This window comes from Paenibacillus sp. P36 (assembly GCF_045866505.1).
GTDB lineage: Bacteria > Bacillota > Bacilli > Paenibacillales > NBRC-103111 > Paenibacillus_E > Paenibacillus_E chondroitinus.
This window is the reverse complement of the sequence record NZ_AP038372.1, coordinates 1,500,498-1,518,986: the sequence shown is the minus strand read 5'-3', so window position 1 is coordinate 1,518,986 and position 18,489 is coordinate 1,500,498. Positions and strand designations below refer to the sequence as shown.

Sequence of the window (18,489 nt, the reverse complement as noted above, 5' to 3'; positions counted from 1 at the left end):
CAACTTCTTAACTATATAACGAATTAAAAGGAAGGGAAACAATGACGCGTGAAAATGCCCCACTACATGGCCTAGTGGGGCACCGCGTTTAATCTAGGACTGAGCCTCCTAGAACAAAACGATACTGCAGATGCTTAAAAAACATATGGTCGATCCGCACGCCGCCTGTCTTTTTGGAAGCGGAATGAATGATTTTCCCATCTCCTAAATAAATGCCCATATGGCTGATCGGCTTCTGTGAAGGGTCGAGATTGGCATAATCGGAAGGCCGATTGCCCATGAAATTCGTAAAGAACAGCAAATCCCCGCGTTTTGCCTGCTTGAGATCGGTGTATTTCCGTTTGGATAGGGCTTCGACATAAGCAGCCTGGTTTTTCGCATCCCAGGGCAAATCCATCCCGAGAGCAGTCAAATAGACCCAACGCGTGAAATCCGAGCAGTCAAAAGATTGCGGGTCCAGCCGGTCCGACCCATATACATAGGGGGTTCCGAGGTAGCTTTTGGCCGTCTCGATTACGTTCTCGACGTAACCTCCTTTTTTCGGGACGATGCCCGGACTGGGAAAAGCCTGGATCAAAGGAAAGCCGTTTGGCAGAAGCGCCTGCTTCTTATTCTCTGCTGCCAGGCTTTTTATTTGATTCGAAGCGTAGGCAGAGGCATAGAGCTGCTCTGCGCCTAAATCGCCGATGTACAGCTCCGCATCGCTGCTGGTCAAATTCCAGTCCGACATCCGGTTATCCGTCTCCCGTTCGGACGTCAGTTGCACCTGGTCCCCCGTGCCCAGCTGCTTAATCCTTGATGGGTGGGAGCACCCGGTAAGTGTGAGCGCGGAGGCTAACACGATGCTTATTGCAAATATGCGCATGTTCAAACTCCTTGGCATGTGATGCTGTTAGGATGCCAAATTTTCGGGAGAATAAACTTGGGGCGGGTGAAGGCTGCCGTATGCTGTATTTAGTGCAACATTATTGACGGTTTGTAGGGGAACCGAGCCACTCTACTGTACAAAATGCAATGAAAATGCTTGGTTTGTGCTGAAACGGCAGCTTTCGCGGCTAAATGGTTGCATAAAGTACAATGGAGCTGACTCCAGGCTTGAGATTTGGGTCAAATGGTTGTATAAAATACAACCGGAACGGACTTGCTGGAGCGGGGTCCAGATGCGATGGAGCCTAACAGGCCCCATAATAAAAAAGCCGCAGGAATCATCCCCCTGCGGACCTTATTTCTATCGCTTTTTGCCCAAATTAAGCTCTTTCATAATTTGCCGGCCTGTCGGCGTCTGGGCCAGGCCGCCTTTGGCCGTCTCGCGATGCTTCTCGGGCATCGCGGTGCCCACCTCGTACATCACCTGCACGACTTCGTCGGAGGGGATGACGGAACGGACGCCCGCCAGCGCCATATCAGCCGCTGCCATGGCATTCACGGCACCGAAGCCGTTGCGGACGATGCACGGAATCTCGACCAGTCCGCCGACTGGGTCGCAGATAAGCCCTAGCGTGTTCTTCAGCGCTAGTCCCACCGCATGCATCGCCTGCTCAGGCGTACCGCCGCGAAGCTCAACAAGCGCTCCCGCGGCCATGCCGATCGCGGAGCCTACCTCAGCCTGGCAGCCGCCTTCCGCGCCAGAAACAAAAGAGTTGTTCGCGATTACATAACCAATCGCGCCTGCACTCAGCAATCCCCGGACCATGTGATCATCATCCCAGCCGAACCTCTGCTGGCTGCTGATGAAAACTCCGGGGATAATGCCGCAAGAACCAGCCGTAGGCGTAGCAATAATGCGTCCCATGGAAGCATTCACTTCGGACACGGCTAACGCGTATGCCATTGCCTTGCAAGCTTCCTCACCAAGGGAGGCTTCTGTCGTCGTCATATAGCTGGCAACACGCTGAGCGTCCTTGCCTGTCAATCCGCTGCGGGAGGTTGTATCCTCCGTCAGTCCTTTGGCCACGGCTTCTTTCATGATCTGATAGTAAGCCCTCATTTTTTCAAACACGTATTCCGGCGTCTTGCCCGATTCTTGGCTTTGATCAGCCAGCATGACTTCCGCAATCGTCATTCCTTCTACAGCACATACTTCAGTGAGTTGTTTTAATGTTCGGAATCTCAAGTTATTCGCCTCTTTCTGCGAGATCCACTCTTTTGATATCAAATATCATGCTTAAGGAGCCGAGCTCCTCGATCAGGGCATCCGGAACGGAGACGTCAGTTTCAATGACGGTCATCGCCTCTCGGTCCCTGCCTTTCCGATCCAAATCCATGAATCCAATATTGATCTGGTTACGTCCCAGCAAGGTGGTAATGTCTGCGATCATCCCCGGCCGGTCGTGATGAGAAATAATTAACGTAGGGTACACCGCGGTAAATTTTACATCGAACTGATTCACATTTACAATTTCAACGTTCCCGCCACCGATGGATGCCCCAATCATACTGACTTCTTTGCTCCCGGAGGAAATCGTAAATTTGACCGTATTCGGATGATCGGCCTTATCTTTACTTGTGAGGAAAGCAATCTCCACGCCCCGGGCTTCCGCCTCTTCGGCCGCCTCCGGAATCCGCGGATCATCCGTTTCAAAATCGAGCAAGCCGCCAATCAGCGCCAAGTCGGTACCATGCCCCCGGTATGTATCCGCAAAAGACCCGTATAAGGTAATTTCAGCTTTCGTTGGCTGCTCACCAAGCAGCTGCCTGACAACACGCCCTAGACGGACGGCTCCCGCTGTATGGGAGCTGGATGGACCTATCATGGAAGGTCCGATGATGGAAAACACATCTTTAAAGCGCATCATGCAGTTCTCCAATCCTAAGAAGTTAAAGCTTTATACTACTATTGTATGAAGTGCTTCTGCGAATGACAAGGTCTAATATCTTGTCCTTATTTTCCCAAAATGCTCCGGTCTCATTCTACGGTGACGGCAATTGTGAGTGTGAGTGCAACAAGAAAAGCCTCTATCCACGCAAAAGCGTTCAATAGAGACTTTGATTACTTATGTAGAGACTTAAACAACCAACGCAGCTTCTGCCAGGTTGCTGGAGACTTGCTCCTGCTCATTAACTTTCCTGCCCTTGCCGAATGGGATGCAAAGCGGCGTACCAAACAGCGGATCCTCAATAATTTGGCAATCCATGTTAAACACGGTACGAATCGTATCCTCGGTAATAATATCTTCCGGCTTCCCTTGGATGGCAATCTTCTTGTTATGAATAGCCACGATATGATGCGCATAGCGACAAGCCAGATTAATGTCATGCAGAACCATGACGATGCTGCGCTGCTGCTCGACATTCAATTCAAATAACAAGTCAAGCACTTCAACTTGGTGAGACATATCCAGATAAGTGGTCGGCTCGTCGAGTAAAATCGTATCCGTTCCCTGTGCCAACGTCATCGCAATCCAAGCTCGTTGTCGCTGTCCGCCTGATAAAGAATCCACCGTACGATCCGCATATTGCTGCATATTCGTAGCTTTCAGCGCTTTCGTCACCATCTCTTCATCTTCTGCGGACCACTGCTGCAACCAGGTCTGGTAGGGATATCTCCCTTGCTTGACGAGTTGGAGCACTGTTAATCCTTCCGGAGCAACCGGCCCTTGTGGCAAAATGGACAAACGCTTCGCAATTTCCTTCGTAGGAAGCTTGGCGATGGCTTGCCCGTCTAACAAAATGCTGCCATTGGTAGGCTTCAGCAACCTGGCCAACGAACGAAGTAACGTTGATTTACCGCAACCATTGCTGCCGATAAACACAGTGATCTTCCCCTTAGGAATCGCAATATCCAAATCTTCATAGATACTGTTATCTCCATAAGTTAACGTTAAATGTTGGGCCTCGATGGCGTGCATCGGTCATCAATCCTTCCTTGGCTATATGATCAAACGAAATTGTATATATTCATCTAGGTATGTGAAGTCAGTAGAATTCAAACTTTATTTATTTAGTGTATAGTTGATGAAAACCATTGTCAATGATTTTGAGAATCATTTTCAACAAAATTCAATATGCAAGCGCCAATTTCATCCATTCCGTGAATGGACGTCCCCTCCACTACTCGGTGAATCCCATTTTTGGGCACAAAAAAAGACTTCCTCAGGTCATTTATGACCATTTGAGAAAGCCTTGTAGTTCCTATGCATAAAGCAGCATACGCACACGCGGCACAAAAGGTTATCCAACATGCCCGCTTGGCGAAGGGAATTAACGTTACACCGCGCCTTTGCGGCTACTGATCAGCTTCTGTACAGCCTGTGTGCGGTTTCTTACCTCCAGCTTCTGAAAAATCGCCGTAAGGTGCTTCTTGATTGTAATCTCGCTTAAAAAAAGCTGCTTGGCAATTTCGGCGTTCGTCATGCCTTGCATTAACAAATCGGAGATTTTGCGCTGTATGTCCGTTAACGGTACGAACGGAGGCTCTGCGGCCGGTTCACTCTCCATGAACTCAGTCATCCCGAGTTTCAGCATCATTTTCCGCAAATAGGCTTGCAGCTTGTGCCCTCTCGTATCCGTTGTGAAGGTATGCGTTGGCGTCACCTGATCGTAATCGTAATGGACTACGGGCGACATTTCGCAACCCAGTCGGTGATGAATTTCTGTAGAAAACGGAATCGGAGGCGGAGATCCGGCAACAAACCCGCCAGTAAGCAGCAGTGTGATGAAGAAATGTCCCGTGTCCGCTAACAAGCTCATATCGTCATAGTTCAATACATCAATTGTTTGTATGTAGTATCCCACAGGTGTTTCGGATGGCAGTGCAAATTCATCCAACTGTTCCTGAGGCAAGCTGCGAAAATATGCCGACGAAAGCGGCTTGTTCAATAGATAATCAATGGTTGAGCTATTGATCGGAATGACCGCTGTTAAACCGACAACTTCCCCTTGCGGCTTACGCAGCAGACGGACGGTGCCTGGTCCCAAACCAGCAAGCTCCCGCAAATGCACGTGTTTGAGATTAAACAGATTTTGCTCACGCGTGATAACGAACTCTCCCGTTTGATTCGTGGCGCTGTCGACATAAGGAATTCGGTACGCTTGGGCTTCCTCGTAACGGCGTTGGATGTAACGTTCGGCATCGGCAAAATTCGCTTCGTCCATAACCTCAAAATAGTTGCTAGCCGCATCTTGATTGAAAAACTGCAGAATCAGCTCATCCCCGAAATAGTGGAAGAAATCACTGGCTTCGAGCGAAATATCGTCGTTCTTCCCAATACTCCGAATCGTTCGATGATAATAATACATCATGCATTTGCGCCTTAGAGTCGCATAATAGTCAGGCGACCTTGCACTAAGTTCTTGGCTGAAAGCCGTGCGAACCAAATCATGCAGCAGCCATCCCCGCTTCACTCTTCTGACGAACGATAACTCGGTTAGCAGCTGAAATTGCTCCGCGGTGACCGGCTCTTCTAACACATGAGCAAGTGTCTCCTGATTAAAATGCTTTAATACGGAAGCCGCTTCCACCATTCTACGCAGGGCGGGCTGAGAAACCTCTTTTAACCATTGCTTCGTAATTAAGGGCAGCACTTCAACTTCCTGCAGGTGAATGAGTTCTCGTAGGGAGGACGTTTGCGCCGTTAGGGAGAGCGTCAGCGGATGCCCTTTCGTTTGGTTCCAAATCCAGTAAATTGTATGTTCATCCAAGATGGATAGGTTATGTAAATAGGTCTTCACATCCGAAAACGATAGATCCGAGAGCGGCATCTGCACCGTACACTGTCTCCATGAAGAAGACAATTTCCATGCGCCCTGCAGCGCATAACGGCCTGAAATCACCATACAAATAGAGGGATGCAGCTCTTTGATCAAATGCTCCCGAAGCCAGTGATCAAGCTCCCCCATTTCTTCGTACGTATCGAAGGTTAAGAGTAATCTGTGTTCTGTCGCTGCTCGATTCAGAATTTTAATACATTCAATCGTAGAGATGGGTTGATCCGGTGTCGAGACGGAGACGTGCCTGCCGACAAGTCGCTCTAACAACTGAACCACATGATGGCATAAAGAGGAAGGGGTATGTACGATGTCACGGCTGTCCAGCGAAATCACCTGAACATTGCGTTCGGCTGCAAGCTGCCGAAACTCATCGAGCAGAAAGCTTTTGCCAATTCCGCCGGTGCCGTATAGGTTCAGCAATCTTTTTTCCGGGTGAGTCCTCTGCAAAAAAGCGTTAAACATCTGTAATTCCCGTTGTCTGCCCACGACCAATCTGCCGTTTATTTCCGCCATCGTTCCCCACCCATTTAATGTTCGGATTTTTATACGAAGGTATCATACCAAAATATACCAAAGGATAGTAGTGCCAATATTCCTATTGAGCTATCTTTAGTACACATGCACCTGAGTGCGAAACATCCGTCCATATCTCGTATAAGGTGATCAAATAATTAACCATTGGTGGAGGAGAGTTCATGTTGATGCGTCTTCAGCGAAAGATGATTCCCTTATTGGCTGTCTTTATTCTGGCGATATGTTTCGTGCTGCCAGCTCCGCGCGCTCATGCGCAGGTTCAAATGCAATATTTTTTCATCGGAGGCAGTGATCCTTATTTAATTGCCGGCGCAGACATTCCGGTCATCTATAGTGACGACAGAGCCATCGGGACCAAGATAGCCTCTTTTGAGATGTTATATTCCACCGACAATATTAACTGGCATAACGTTCTCGAGTTGAAAAGCCAGTCGATCAGCGCTCAATTCCGCCTCCCGATCGATCCATCCATCACCTCGGTGAGGATTCGCGTTATGATCCATTATGTCCCGATTTTGGGCTCCGACACGTATTTGGAGCGGACTGAAGGGCCATTCAAAGTCATGCAGCCAGGGGAAACCAGCGATTTCCAAGCTTCAGCCAATGATGACGGCTCGGTAACACTCACCTGGAATGATAACTCCAACATGGAATCTTCCTATGTCATTAAACGCGACGGTCCGGATGGCACGAAATATTTTAATGTGCAAAATACAACCGGTGATTTCGGGCCTGTGGCCACCGTCGATAAAGCGACGAATAAAAATAAGAATACGTTATATGCCTATACCGTAACACCGGTCATTGACCAGTACGCGCTGCCCGACAATGTAATCCCAGGCGTGGAGACGGTCTTCATTTGGAATAAAGCCCCTCGTGACGGCCTGGTTATTGTGGATAAAGTTAATCCTGTCGTTCAAATCCCTGTTCTCGTTGGTAAAAATAAAGTGATTACCAAGGTTCCAGTCATCGACCTCAAGCCTGCCGTGGACGTGAAGATCCCGGATAAGCTAGGTCCGATCAGCAAAGGCGGCACGCAAGGGGGCACGCAAGGCGACGCCGGTCAGCCGAACATTGAGGCACTGCTCGAAGAGGCCGTCAAAGGCTCCAGCGACTGGGCCAAAGCTGATCTCAAGCTGGCCATCGCTGCATCGCTCACGACACCATCGGTGCTTGGCAACTACCAGCAGCCTATCACCCGGGAGCAATTCGCCGGCATCGCCGTGAAGCTCTACGAAGCGCTCAGCAGCAAGCCGGCAGCAGCGGCTGCGCCGAATCCGTTCACGGATACGGTGAACGTCGACGTGCTGAAGGCGTTCCAGCTCGGCATTGTCACAGGCGTATCCGCGACCAGCTTCTCGCCGGACGCGAGCATTTCACGGCAAGAGCTGTGCGTCATGCTGATGCGCGCTGTGAAGGCGGCGAAGCCTGCCGCCACGCTGAACATCAGCAGCACTTCCGGCCTTGCCGACAGTGACTTGATCGCGCCGTGGGCGCTGGATGCGGTTCGATTCGCCATCAACCACGCCATCATGGATGGCGTGGGCGGAGGGCGCATTGACCCGCTGGGCAGCACGACGCGCGAGCAGGCGATCCTCCTCGTCAAGCGAACGTTTGACGCGTATAAGTAGACGGGATTGGATTCTTCCTCCCGTTAATGATGCTGCGGCGCTGTTGCGGGGAGGATGATCCGTTACGGCGCCTAAATACGCTCCAAAAAAGGAATCGCCATAGCGGCAATTCGCTTAAAGCCCTCCTGATTCGGATGCAGGCGATCACTGCTCAAAAAGCCCAGCGTAAAGCGATTAAAGCCGCTTTCCGCATACAAATTCAGCACAGGCAGCGCATACTCGACGCCAATTGCCTGAATAACCTCGACATAGTCGGCTAAACGATGGCCCTCCGCATTCACGGAATCAATGTCGAATCCGTCTTTATCTCTTTGCAGCGGTGTCCACAAATTGAGGCGGCACGCCGGATTTTTGCTCAGAATATCCTCCACTAAGGTGACATAGGCTCCATAGAATGTATGAATATCCCGCTCTTCCTTGCGTCCAATCGGCTTATCCAGCCGAAAATCATTCGTGCCCGCGAAGATGGTCACACAATCGTACACAGGCTCCATCTGCCTGCCGACATGCACAGTCGCGCCGTAATCACGGTCTCCTCCCGCTGTGAGCGGGCATCCGCTTTTGCCTTCATTCAGGACGGTGGAAAACCCAAGCGCTGCACTGACCAATGGTTGATAACCACCTGCAGCTGAAATGCTGTCTCCTAACGTGCACCAGCTTTTCCCCTGCCATTTGGGCTGATCTTTTAATCTCATTACTTTTCCTCCATGTCTAATAAAAAAGAGAACATGCAGCAAGTAAATGCATGGCACGTTCTCTTCTCGTTCAATTTTGTTTTATTTTTTTGCGGTCGCGTACCAATCATTCACTTCTTTGTAGCTGGCATCTCCGCCAGACGATTTGAATTTGGCTTGGAAAGCTTCAATACCACTGATCGGCTCCGCCCCGAAAATCAGCTTCGTCGTATAGTCTCCCACCATCGTGTTCAATTGTTGAAAGTTTTTCGAGAACTCAGGCAAGTACGGAGCAAGGCCTAGTGGATCTTTGACTCTTGTGCTCTCTGGTTGAATCGTGTTCATGAAGTTCCAAGCATCGAACAAGCGCATATCTTTACGTACACGTGCCTGCCAGTAGGTTGGATAGTTTTTATCATCGGTACCCATCAAGAAATTGTTCGCTTGGTTGCGCTCATCCGTAAAAATCGGTTGAATTGGCGTATATGCGCCATCTTTGAACGTGTAATGCTTACCTTCTTGGCCAATCGCCATTTCTTTAAACGTTGCAGGCTCCAGCTTCGCATTCATCCATTTGATAGCATCTTCCGCATGTTTAGACGCTTTAGGAATGAAGGTAATGCGGTCAAAACCTGTCGCAGCGCTCAAACCGATTTTACCGTCTTTGCCTTTCAGCGCAGGGATATAATTCGCTTTCGCGTTCGGGTTATTTTTCACAAGAGCATCGTTAACCACAGGAACATCAGCCCAGTGAATCATGATCATCCCCGCTCTACCGCTAGTAAATTTCTCTTTGGCTGTCGCATCTTTGTTAGCAGCAAACTCCTTATCCAGCAACCCTTGTTTGAAAAGATCGCTCGCAAACGTCACATATTCTTTGAAAGCAGGGTCCATAATGCGTGGCGTCAGCTTGCCGTTCACATCGTTCCAGAAAAGCGGCATACCGAAAGCGCCAACGATGTTATTAATGAACATAGCTTCACTTTTAATCGTTAGTGGAATATTTTTATCGCCGTTTCCTCCGGGATCTTTCTCTTTAAACGCTTTCAAAACAGCTACCAACTCATCCAATGTCGTTGGTGCTTTCATGCCTACTTTGTCGAGCCAGTCCTGTCTTACATACAAACTCTCACCGGCGAAGGAAATTGTTTTGGTAGGAATCGCATATAGTTTACCGTCTACTTTAGCTGCTTCCAGCACGGCTGGATCGACGGATGCTTTAATGTTCGGTCCGAATTTATCAATGAGAGGTCCTAGGTCTGTCAACGCGCCTTTTTTCGCATAATCGGCAAATAATGCTTTGAAGTCCGTCGTTCCTCCTGTTGTAACAGCATCATAAGGTTCTCCGGAAGCGATGAGAATGTTTAGCTTGTCTGCTGCTTTATCCTGAGGGAGCATATCGTATTGCACTTTGTAGCCTGTCTTCTCTTCCAGGAATTTCGCAACCGGGTACGTGTTGTAATCGTCCTTTTGCCAAATTTGAAGCGATTTCAATTCTGGCTTTGGTCCAGAAGTTGTTGCTGCTGGCGCTGCGCTTGCCGGGGCTGCATTATTGCCTGCCGGCGTATTGCTTTTGGACGAACAAGCAACAAGTGAAGTAACCGATAAGCTTGCTGCAAGTGTTAGAAGCATGACTTTATTGTGTCTTTTTAACATGTGCAAACCTCCCTAGTAATTGTATATACTATATCATTAAACCCTTGACGCTAACATCAAGGGCATTAATGCTCATTCACCCTTTGACAGAGCCGATCAGAACGCCTTTGACAAAATGTTTTTGCAGATACGGGTACACTAACAACATCGGAATAATGGACGCGATAACCGTTGCCGCACGAATGCCTTCCGGTGAAACGTTCATCATGTCGTCTACGCTTTTGTTCATGGCACTGGAGCTGTCCGCATCCATCACAATATCCCGCAAGTACAGCTGCAAGGGCTTCAAACCTGCGTCATTGATGTAGAGCATCGGATGAAAGTAATCATTCCAAAAGTACACCGCATAGAAAAGCGCGATTGTCGCAATAACAGGAACGCTTAACGGAATAATGATTCTGAACAGAATCGTAAAGTTACGGGCGCCGTCCATTTTAGCCGATTCTTCCAAGGCTTCCGGCAAGGATTCGTAATAACTTTTTATCACCAGCATGTTAAAGACGCTAATCAGGGCCGGCAGCATGATGGACCACAGGTTATTAATCAAATGAAGCTGCTTCATCAACAAGTAGTTCGGTATGATACCACCATTAAACATCATCGTGAAAATGAACAGCAGCATGATCAAGGAAATGCCGGGCAGATGCCTTTTGGACAAGGGGTAAGCGGTTAATGCGGTAATCAGAATCGCCAGAAACGTGCCCACCACCGTAATTAGCAGCGAAATCCCAATTGAATGTAAAAACTGGCTGGAGGAAACGACGTATTTCATGGTATCCAGCTGAAAGCCAATCGGAATGATTCCCACTTTACCGGAAACTACGGCTGATTCATCACTAATGGCTTTGGATAAAATATTCGCTAACGGCAGCAAAGTCGCTAAACCGCAGATGATTAATACGAGATAAATGAAGAAGTCCAGCGATCTATCGCCTATCGTTTTTTTGTGCATGACTGTTTTCGCCTCCTACCAGATGCTGCGCTTGATTAACTTTTTGCTCAGTTCGTTGCCGGCTACGATCAGGATGAACCCAACAACAGAGTTAAACAACCCGACTGCTGTACTAAAGCTGTAATCCTGCTGGCCAAGACCTTGCCGGTACACGAAAGTACCGATGACATCGCCGGATGCATAAACGACTGAATTGTACATCGTCAAAATTTGCTCCGTACCCGCCTCAAGCAAGTATCCCAAGCGCAAAATCAAGATCAAAATGATCGTCGGCAAAATGCCGGGCAGCGTAATGTAAAGCATTTGTCGAATACGTCCCGCACCATCAATAGAAGCTGCTTCATACTGCTCTTGCTCGATTCCTGCGATAGCAGCGATAAAGATGATGGCGTTCCATCCGGATTCCTTCCAGCCTGCTGTAAATACAACGACACTACGGAAAAACTGGTTGTCCAGGAAAAACGAGATTGGTTCGCCGCCGAACCATTGGATGACATTGTTCACCAGACCGCCTGTCGGAGACAGAATGTTAATGAACAAACCCGAGATGATAACCCACGATAAGAAATGCGGGAGGAAAATGATCGTTTGAATCGTCTTTTTGAAAAAGACTTTGCGCACCTCATTCAAGAAAAGCGCAATGATGATCGGGATTGGAAAAAGCAGCACAATCTTATACAAGCTGATCAACAGCGTGTTGATGAAAACCTGATAAAACTCTTCCGAATGAATCAGCTTCTCGAATTGATCCAGCCCTACCCATTTACTCCCGCTAAATCCGTCGAAAATATTGAAGTCCTGAAAAGCAATCACAATGCCGTACATCGGCGCATATTTGAACAGCAGCAAAAATATCAATCCAGGCACAAGCAACAAGTACATATCATAATTGCTCAGCATCAGCTTCAGACGGCCACTACCTTTGGTCATTGGCTTGGCGTGAGCTGTTTGCAGCTCTATTTCCGCTCGTGTTGTACGCATGAATGGCTCACCTCCGTGTTCTTATAGGACAATTATATCGGTGGGCTCAAATGAAATGTAGATGGTAATATTTCTGTTTCTGGTGCAATCTTATGGTTTTAACACAAAAAAGCCGCCCCTAAGAGGCGACTTCTTTATAAGCGATACGCGCCGTAACGGTCGTTCCCTCCCCAAGCGTGGAGTGAATGCACAGCCCGTAGTGATCACCGGCGAACAGTTTGATCCTTTCGTTGACGTTATACAGTCCGTACGAGCTCCCGGAACCGTCCGATTTCATCGAAGGACGAGGCTGCGTCAGCAAGCTCTGCACGAGCTCTTCATCCATGCCGATGCCATCGTCCGTGACGGAAAGGACCAGAACCCCGTCCTCTTTTCTAGCGCCAATGAGGATGGTGCCGGTCTTGCCCTTGGATCTGCGAATCCCGTGCAGGAGCGCATTCTCGACAATCGGCTGCAGCGTTAGCTTCGGCATCTCCAAGTCGTCGAGTCCCTCTTCGATGCCGAAGTGCACCTCGAAGCTCTTCGGGAACCGACTCTGCTGGATTTCCAAATACACTTTAGCCAGATTAAGTTCATCGGTCACGCTGACCAAGTCTCTGCCTTTATTGAGACTGAGCCTGAAATATTTGGCCAAGCCATTAATCATATTTGAAATCTCCGGCGCATTATGACCAATGGCGATCCAATTAATTGTATCCAGCGTGTTGTACAAGAAATGCGGATTAATTTGCGCTTGCAAGGCTCGAAGCTGAGCCTCCCGCTCCTGCACTTTGGATTGATAGGTTTCCTCCATCAAACCATGTACTCGGTGGATGAGATGATCTACACTATTTTCAAGCAGCTTAAAGTCGCCACCCGCATTGAATGTACGGTCATCCAAACTTTCAATGCCGCCTCGTTTAATCGTCCGGATCACCGTTTGAATGCGCCGGTTCATGTTGCGAACAATCATCGCCAGAAGGATAAACACGAGCAGAAGAAACAAAATCGTTACGGTCGAAATCGTCGCCACACCAGAAAATTGGTTCAATGCAACAGCTCGCGAGCTGATCTCCGATTGCGGCACTTCGGCAACAAGCTTCCACCCTGTAGAGGCCACCTTTGTATAAATCGCAAATCGCGGATTTTTATCATCAAGCAGACGAACGACACCTTCATCATGAAGGGCAATCGTGCTCAACGGCTCGCCTTCCATCATTTTTTTACCAAGCAATGACTTATCCTGATTCGAGATCATTTGGCCATCGTCCGCAATCAAATAAATATTGCCATCTTTGGTTAACTTAATTTTATTCAAAATGTCGGTTATCGTTTTTTCTGCCACATCGATCAACAGCACACCGGAAATTTGGTCGTACTCGTGCAAATCCCGGAGCATGCGGGCAGCGGAGAAAATATAGGCCGGCCCTTGATCGATAAAGGATTCCAAATAAGCGCCCGACCACACGATTGCGCCTCCTGAATTCATCACCTTTTCATACCAAGGCCAGTTCTTCAGACTCTCCTGTGTAAAAAAGTTAACCCGCTCGCCCGTAAACATGCGATCCCCATTGACGAACAAACGAACCCGAAATACATTGGTATTCGTCTCTGCGCTATCGACCAAAATACGCAGCTCTTTCAAGGATTCCAGCTGCTGATCGATCGTGGCTTTACGATTCAAATATTCCGCCAGCTTCGGATTCATAAATAACGTATTGGACGTATCCCGGACCGAATCGAATTGAAAATCCAAGTTGATGCTCGCTTGCTTAAGCGTTTGCAGCATCGTGTTCGTAACTTCCTCTTCTAGGATGTGCGAGGACCTCTGGGTATGCATGACAAGCAAAACGGCCGCAGGAATGAGGATAAACAGCACATAACCTAGCAGCCAATACTTTGCCGCCATCACACCGTTAGTGAGCAGCAGCACATAATTCCAACCATTAATAAGCAGCCGTTTCATCGAGTGGCACCTTCTTTATATCATCTGGTCACGATATGCGCTCGGGGTAAGTCCGACATATTTTTTGAACAACTTACTGAAGTAGCTGGGGTCGGAGTAACCTACCATAAAACAAACCTCATAAAATTTATTACGGGGATCGCTTAGCAGCTCCTTCGCTTTCTCAATTCTTACCTTGGTCAAAAACTCATTAATCGTCTCCCCCGTCTCCTGCTTAAACAGCAAACACATATACGTGGATGACAAATAGACCTCTTTGGCAATATCCCCAATCTGCAAATTTTCCGCATATCGCTGCTCGATTAAGGCGTGGATGCGTTCAATGACGTTTTTCGGCTTCCCTTTGCGCTTCTCCTCAATGCTTTCACAGACCTGCAGAAGGTGCTCCTCCACAATTTGACGTAAATCCGCCATGCGCTCCTGTTTAAAAATGCTTTCCCACAAGTCTCTTTCCTTCTTCTCCATGTCGGGTCCGAGCATATTCAGCTCTTGCAAAAGCCGGCTTGTCAGCAAAATTAATTGCAAGCTCACGTTTCGTGCATTTGAGAAGCCTAACCTGCGGTTCTGAGAAAGCGGGATAAACACATCGTCCAATTCGGCATGCAGCGCCGTTTTATCCGATGATTTGACCACCGACATAATACGTTCTCCCTGCGCAGCATCAAAACGGTACACGCTTTCATTATCATGTTCCAAATGGTCAATGGAAATAATGCGACTTTTCCCCAAATACCAGCGATGATCCGCAGCTTCCTGCGCCCGACTATATGATTGCGGCAAAGCAGCCAACTCGGAAATTCGCTCGCCAACGCCAATCGTAACGCTTATTTTCAGCCACTTCAGCAAGCTATCCCGAATGTCTTCCGCCATACCAAGCAGCATCTCCTCCTGGGTATCCTCCTCACCCATCCTCAGAATGCCGACATATTCGCCATTGCGATTTTCGAACACATATCCCTGCATATATTTCCCGATAATTTCCTGAATAATATTTAAAATAGAATAAGCCAGCAGCTGCTGATCCCTCTCGGAGCGTGTCGCGACAACCTGATCACTATCATCGATTTTCACAACAATCGTCCAATAAACCGCTTCGCTAGGCAGCACGAGCCCCAGAAAATCAAGCCGGTCTTTAATCCTGCCCGAGTGCGGAATGCCGTCCCGAATCAATGACATTAGAAACTTTTCACGCAGCAAAGGCATGCTTTGGGTCAGTTTTGCCTGCATATCCACGATATAAGTGCGTTCTTGCTCCGCTTCCTTGAGTTCATTGACGACCCGTTCGACAACAGCAGCCAGTTCCAACCTATCGACAGGTTTAAAAATATAATCCACGGCATTGACCTTAAGCGCCGACTTCAAATAATCCGCATCGTCATGCCCGCTTACGAACACAATTTTCATCAGCGGAAAACGCGCTTTAATCGCATGCGAAAGACGAATCCCATCCATCTGCGGCATACGAACATCCGTCAAAACAATATCCGGCTTGAGGCTCTCAATCACTTCCAGACCTACGTCCCCATCATCCGCTTCGCCAACAACCTCAATGCCATATTTCTCCCATTCAAAATAAGACATTAATCCGTGCCTCACAGTAGGTTCATCATCTACAATTACGAGTCGAAACATGTTGTATGCGCCTCCCTTACCCAGTGATTCTAGTATACTTGCTAGCTGCCGTCTTCGAAATAGACTGTGATCAAAAAAAATCGCCCCCGCTGCCAAAGGCAGTTCTGGGACGATCTTCTCCTCGATTTAATTGCTTTCCTCGTCGTATTCAATGTGACCGGAGGCCACCGTAACAGCTTCTACTTTCCCAGGATTTTCGCCCAGCCAAGCCCCCTGCTCTACCAGCCTGCGCTGAAGCTCCGGAATGTTCACCTCACGGAAACCGGCGCCTGTCACGCTCGCCATGGCCGCAGCCGTTCCAGCCGCTTGCCCCATGGCAAAGCAGTTTGGCATTACGCGCAGCGATCCTTGTACAGGACGGTCCGACGAAACTGAGCGTCCGGCAACGATAAGGTTGGATTTGCCCTGTGGCAGCATGCATCGGTAGGGAACACCGTGTGATTTACCTTTCGGCAAATGCTTGATAACCATCGTGCTGCTGGCATTGGCAAGGTGAATATCGATAAAGTACGCATTACGCGCAATATCATCTTCAAACGTCCGCATGGAGATGAAATCATCCACGACAAGCGTATAGTCGCCTGCTATGCGGCGTGTTTCCCGAATCCCAATTTGATCGCCGGAGTGCACGAGATGAATATTCTCGAACCCTGGCACATACTTGCGCAGGAATTTAATTTGTACATCGATCAGTTTGCGCCCCTCAATAGCCGCATGCGTCAAATCTTCCGCGCTCGTACCATCGATGCCGAATATATGCCCAAAATTAAAGCCCGCAATCGAATCGGTAATCCATGCGATTCCGGATACGCGCTTACGGCCTTCCGGGAGATCTCCGTTTTGCTGCGCTTCCACGATGGTTTTGTCGAGCTGCTTGGATTGCCCCGAGTCCTGACAGAACTGATCGAAACGCGCCTTATCTGCTCCCGTTACGAGATAACACATCGTTCCCGGCTGCAGCTCGCCATTTTCCCCGCCAGTCTGGAACGGTACACCGGCTAACGCCGCCAAATCCGCGTCCCCGCTCGCATCAATGTACAGCTTAGCTTGAACGACCGAACGTCCCGATTTGTTGCTGATTACGAGTCCGCTGATACGGTCTCCTTCCAGCAGTACTTGGTCCGCAACGGTGTGGAACAAGATTTTGGCACCGCTTTCCAAAACCTGCTGATCATACACACGCTTCAGCGTTTCAACATCGATAGGCACCCAGTCCAACTGCTCCTTATAACGCTCGTGAAACGCATCCCCTGCTGCCTGCTTCATCTCGTTCAGAAGATCCAGACCAATTCCGCGTATGATTGGCTTCTCGCCATCCGAGTATGGGCAAAATGCAGGTACCAGAGCAGCTGTCCCCATGCCGCCCAAATATCCCCGCTGCTCGATCAGGAGTGTGTCTGCGCCATTGCGTGCAGCTGCCATGGCTGCGGCAACACCCGATGCCCCGCCTCCGACAACGACGACGTCCGGTGTATAGGAAATTGGAAGTTCAGATGAAACTGTAATGGTTTTTGCCGTTTGTTTAGCCATATGTTTTACCTCCATAGGATCTGATACCTTCATTATAGTCCGACCGGAAAGTGAAACTAGTTTAATTTTAGTTTAATCAAAAAAGCGATCATGGTACGATAGAAATTAAAATGCAGCATGCCAACTGTGAGGTGGAATCACGTGCCAATACGCAAAGACGTAACACAGAAAACAATCGCCAAAGAGCTCGGAGTCACCGTACAGACCGTCTCCAAAGCATTAAAGGGCAAACCCGGCATGTCCGAGACGACCCGCCAGCTAATCCTCGAAACGATGGAGCAGCGAGGGTATTTTACCAAGGCTCAAATTCGCAGCTTGCGCGCCGAGCACATCTCACCTTACCCTGTGGAAAAAATGAGATTCCTGCTTGTGCAAACAGAGGCATCCATAAGCTATCATGCACGTTTGATCAGCGGCTTACAGGATCGCTTCGCCTCCTTCGGCCACCACATCGAAGTCTGTATGCTGCCGACTTCCATTCGAAGCAGCGAGATGTCCGACTGGCTGGAGGAGCATGGCATTGCCTATACCGACGGCATCTTCATTGCGCCCAACCTGACGCCTAAATCTTGGGAGGATGAGCTTCTGAAGCTGCCGATCCCCAAAATTCTGCTGAGCTATCCACCGCTCGGCACCAAAGTAGACAGCGTCATCTGGGACATCTATGAAGCGACTTTCCAAGCCGTTGCCTACCTGCGGTCCATCGGGCATGTCCGGATCATGTATGTTGGCGATACGCACCAACAACGTGGGTTTATCCTGCGCTGGCAGGCCTTTCAGCATGCCATGAATGAATTTGAGGCGGCGATCGATCCCCGCCAGCATTCCATCGATGCGCGGAGTACGAATCCGCATTGGCTGGATGATCTGCGCGCCAAGCTGCTTCGCAGCGCGCCTACCGCCTTGATTTGCGGCGTCGACGGCGAGGTCCCGGCTGTGTATCAGCTCTGTACCGAGCTGGGGCTGCGCATTCCCGAGGACATCTCCCTCATCGGCATGCTCAATGAGCAGCCCGCTTCCCTGCCGGAGTTCACCCGGCCGCTGCTGTCCGTTCGCGAAACCGGCTACCGGGCAGCCGATCGTATGCTCTGGCGTATCGCGAATCCCACGCTGCCGTGTGAGCATATTCGCATTCAGGGGGAGCTGTGGATTGGGCGGACGACGGCTGAGAATTTGGGATCTACTACTGTATAACAAAAAGGCTGTCCCCAAAGTCGTGAATGACCAGGGACAGCCTCTTTTAAG

Annotated in this window: 14 protein-coding genes; 2 read left to right on the top strand and 12 right to left on the bottom strand. The window is 49.1% G+C overall.

Annotated elements, in window-relative coordinates; translation table 11 throughout:
* Nucleotides 1-88: 88 nt before the first annotated feature.
* The 5 genes from ACKTT9_RS07100 to ACKTT9_RS07080 all read right to left on the bottom strand — a co-directional run bounded on the left by ACKTT9_RS07100 (nucleotide 89) and on the right by ACKTT9_RS07080 (nucleotide 6,222).
* The gene (locus ACKTT9_RS07100; RefSeq protein ID WP_407871001.1) at nucleotides 89-865 is read right to left on the bottom strand and encodes a C40 family peptidase; all 777 of its coding nucleotides are present in this window, start codon (nucleotides 863-865) and stop codon (nucleotides 89-91) included.
* Nucleotides 866-1,228: 363 nt separating this feature from the next.
* Nucleotides 1,229-2,113, bottom strand: a complete 885-nt coding sequence (gene sdaAA, locus ACKTT9_RS07095; RefSeq protein ID WP_127452813.1) for an L-serine ammonia-lyase, iron-sulfur-dependent, subunit alpha — start codon at nucleotides 2,111-2,113, stop codon at nucleotides 1,229-1,231.
* A 1-nt stretch (nucleotide 2,114) separates the two neighbouring features.
* Nucleotides 2,115-2,792, bottom strand: coding sequence for an L-serine ammonia-lyase, iron-sulfur-dependent subunit beta (sdaAB, locus tag ACKTT9_RS07090; RefSeq protein ID WP_407872982.1), 678 nt, complete (start codon nucleotides 2,790-2,792; stop codon nucleotides 2,115-2,117).
* 213 nt (nucleotides 2,793-3,005) lie between these two features.
* Nucleotides 3,006-3,848 (bottom strand): ABC transporter ATP-binding protein, encoded by an 843-nt coding sequence (locus ACKTT9_RS07085; protein WP_157319593.1) that lies wholly within the window; start codon nucleotides 3,846-3,848, stop codon nucleotides 3,006-3,008.
* 358 nt (nucleotides 3,849-4,206) lie between these two features.
* The gene (locus ACKTT9_RS07080) at nucleotides 4,207-6,222 is read right to left on the bottom strand and encodes a LuxR C-terminal-related transcriptional regulator (RefSeq protein WP_407871000.1); all 2,016 of its coding nucleotides are present in this window, start codon (nucleotides 6,220-6,222) and stop codon (nucleotides 4,207-4,209) included.
* A 182-nt stretch (nucleotides 6,223-6,404) separates the two neighbouring features.
* On the opposite strand from ACKTT9_RS07080, the gene ACKTT9_RS07075 reads away from it, so the two are divergent.
* Nucleotides 6,405-7,874 carry an S-layer homology domain-containing protein gene (locus tag ACKTT9_RS07075; protein WP_407870999.1) on the top strand — a complete coding sequence of 490 codons (1,470 nt, stop codon included), beginning with the start codon at nucleotides 6,405-6,407 and terminating at the stop codon, nucleotides 7,872-7,874.
* Nucleotides 7,875-7,945: 71 nt separating this feature from the next.
* Here the strand turns inward: ACKTT9_RS07075 and ACKTT9_RS07070 are convergent, their stop codons facing one another.
* The 7 genes from ACKTT9_RS07070 to ACKTT9_RS07040 all read right to left on the bottom strand — a co-directional run bounded on the left by ACKTT9_RS07070 (nucleotide 7,946) and on the right by ACKTT9_RS07040 (nucleotide 17,244).
* Nucleotides 7,946-8,569, bottom strand: a complete 624-nt coding sequence (locus ACKTT9_RS07070) for an SGNH/GDSL hydrolase family protein (protein ID WP_127452831.1) — start codon at nucleotides 8,567-8,569, stop codon at nucleotides 7,946-7,948.
* 81 nt (nucleotides 8,570-8,650) lie between these two features.
* A complete protein-coding gene (locus ACKTT9_RS07065; RefSeq protein WP_407870998.1) occupies nucleotides 8,651-10,204 on the bottom strand; it encodes an extracellular solute-binding protein in 1,554 nt (517 codons plus the stop codon).
* Between the two features lie 76 nt (nucleotides 10,205-10,280).
* Nucleotides 10,281-11,156, bottom strand: a complete 876-nt coding sequence (locus ACKTT9_RS07060) for a carbohydrate ABC transporter permease (protein ID WP_407870997.1) — start codon at nucleotides 11,154-11,156, stop codon at nucleotides 10,281-10,283.
* Between the two features lie 15 nt (nucleotides 11,157-11,171).
* On the bottom strand, nucleotides 11,172-12,086 hold the full coding sequence (locus tag ACKTT9_RS07055) for a sugar ABC transporter permease (protein ID WP_127453198.1): 915 nt from the start codon (nucleotides 12,084-12,086) through the stop codon (nucleotides 11,172-11,174).
* A gap of 169 nt (nucleotides 12,087-12,255) precedes the next feature.
* On the bottom strand, nucleotides 12,256-14,082 hold the full coding sequence (locus tag ACKTT9_RS07050) for a sensor histidine kinase (RefSeq protein WP_407870996.1): 1,827 nt from the start codon (nucleotides 14,080-14,082) through the stop codon (nucleotides 12,256-12,258).
* Between the two features lie 15 nt (nucleotides 14,083-14,097).
* Nucleotides 14,098-15,714 carry a response regulator gene (locus ACKTT9_RS07045; RefSeq protein ID WP_407870995.1) on the bottom strand — a complete coding sequence of 539 codons (1,617 nt, stop codon included), beginning with the start codon at nucleotides 15,712-15,714 and terminating at the stop codon, nucleotides 14,098-14,100.
* A 126-nt stretch (nucleotides 15,715-15,840) separates the two neighbouring features.
* Nucleotides 15,841-17,244: an FAD-dependent oxidoreductase gene (locus tag ACKTT9_RS07040; RefSeq protein WP_407870994.1), complete on the bottom strand. Its 1,404-nt coding sequence runs from the start codon at nucleotides 17,242-17,244 to the stop codon at nucleotides 15,841-15,843.
* Between the two features lie 141 nt (nucleotides 17,245-17,385).
* Between ACKTT9_RS07040 and ACKTT9_RS07035 the strand changes: the two genes are divergently transcribed.
* A complete protein-coding gene (locus tag ACKTT9_RS07035; protein ID WP_407870993.1) occupies nucleotides 17,386-18,438 on the top strand; it encodes a LacI family DNA-binding transcriptional regulator in 1,053 nt (350 codons plus the stop codon).
* Nucleotides 18,439-18,489: the final 51 nt, after the last annotated feature.

Excerpts from the sequence above, each read along its gene's own strand:
- ACKTT9_RS07070 (WP_127452831.1), bottom strand. The coding sequence starts at position 8,569 with ATGAGATTAAAAGATCAGCCCAAATGGCAGGGGAAAAGCTGGTGCACG.
- sdaAB (WP_407872982.1), bottom strand. The coding sequence starts at position 2,792 with ATGCGCTTTAAAGATGTGTTTTCCATCATCGGACCTTCCATGATAGGT.
- ACKTT9_RS07060 (WP_407870997.1), bottom strand. The coding sequence starts at position 11,156 with ATGCACAAAAAAACGATAGGCGATAGATCGCTGGACTTCTTCATTTAT.
- ACKTT9_RS07080 (WP_407871000.1), bottom strand. The coding sequence starts at position 6,222 with ATGGCGGAAATAAACGGCAGATTGGTCGTGGGCAGACAACGGGAATTA.
- ACKTT9_RS07085 (WP_157319593.1), bottom strand. The coding sequence starts at position 3,848 with ATGCACGCCATCGAGGCCCAACATTTAACGTTAACTTATGGAGATAAC.
- ACKTT9_RS07075 (WP_407870999.1), top strand. The coding sequence starts at position 6,405 with ATGTTGATGCGTCTTCAGCGAAAGATGATTCCCTTATTGGCTGTCTTT.
- ACKTT9_RS07040 (WP_407870994.1), bottom strand. The coding sequence starts at position 17,244 with ATGGCTAAACAAACGGCAAAAACCATTACAGTTTCATCTGAACTTCCA.
- ACKTT9_RS07055 (WP_127453198.1), bottom strand. The coding sequence starts at position 12,086 with ATGACCAAAGGTAGTGGCCGTCTGAAGCTGATGCTGAGCAATTATGAT.
- ACKTT9_RS07050 (WP_407870996.1), bottom strand. The coding sequence starts at position 14,082 with ATGAAACGGCTGCTTATTAATGGTTGGAATTATGTGCTGCTGCTCACT.
- ACKTT9_RS07100 (WP_407871001.1), bottom strand. The coding sequence starts at position 865 with ATGCGCATATTTGCAATAAGCATCGTGTTAGCCTCCGCGCTCACACTT.
- ACKTT9_RS07045 (WP_407870995.1), bottom strand. The coding sequence starts at position 15,714 with ATGTTTCGACTCGTAATTGTAGATGATGAACCTACTGTGAGGCACGGA.
- ACKTT9_RS07065 (WP_407870998.1), bottom strand. The coding sequence starts at position 10,204 with ATGTTAAAAAGACACAATAAAGTCATGCTTCTAACACTTGCAGCAAGC.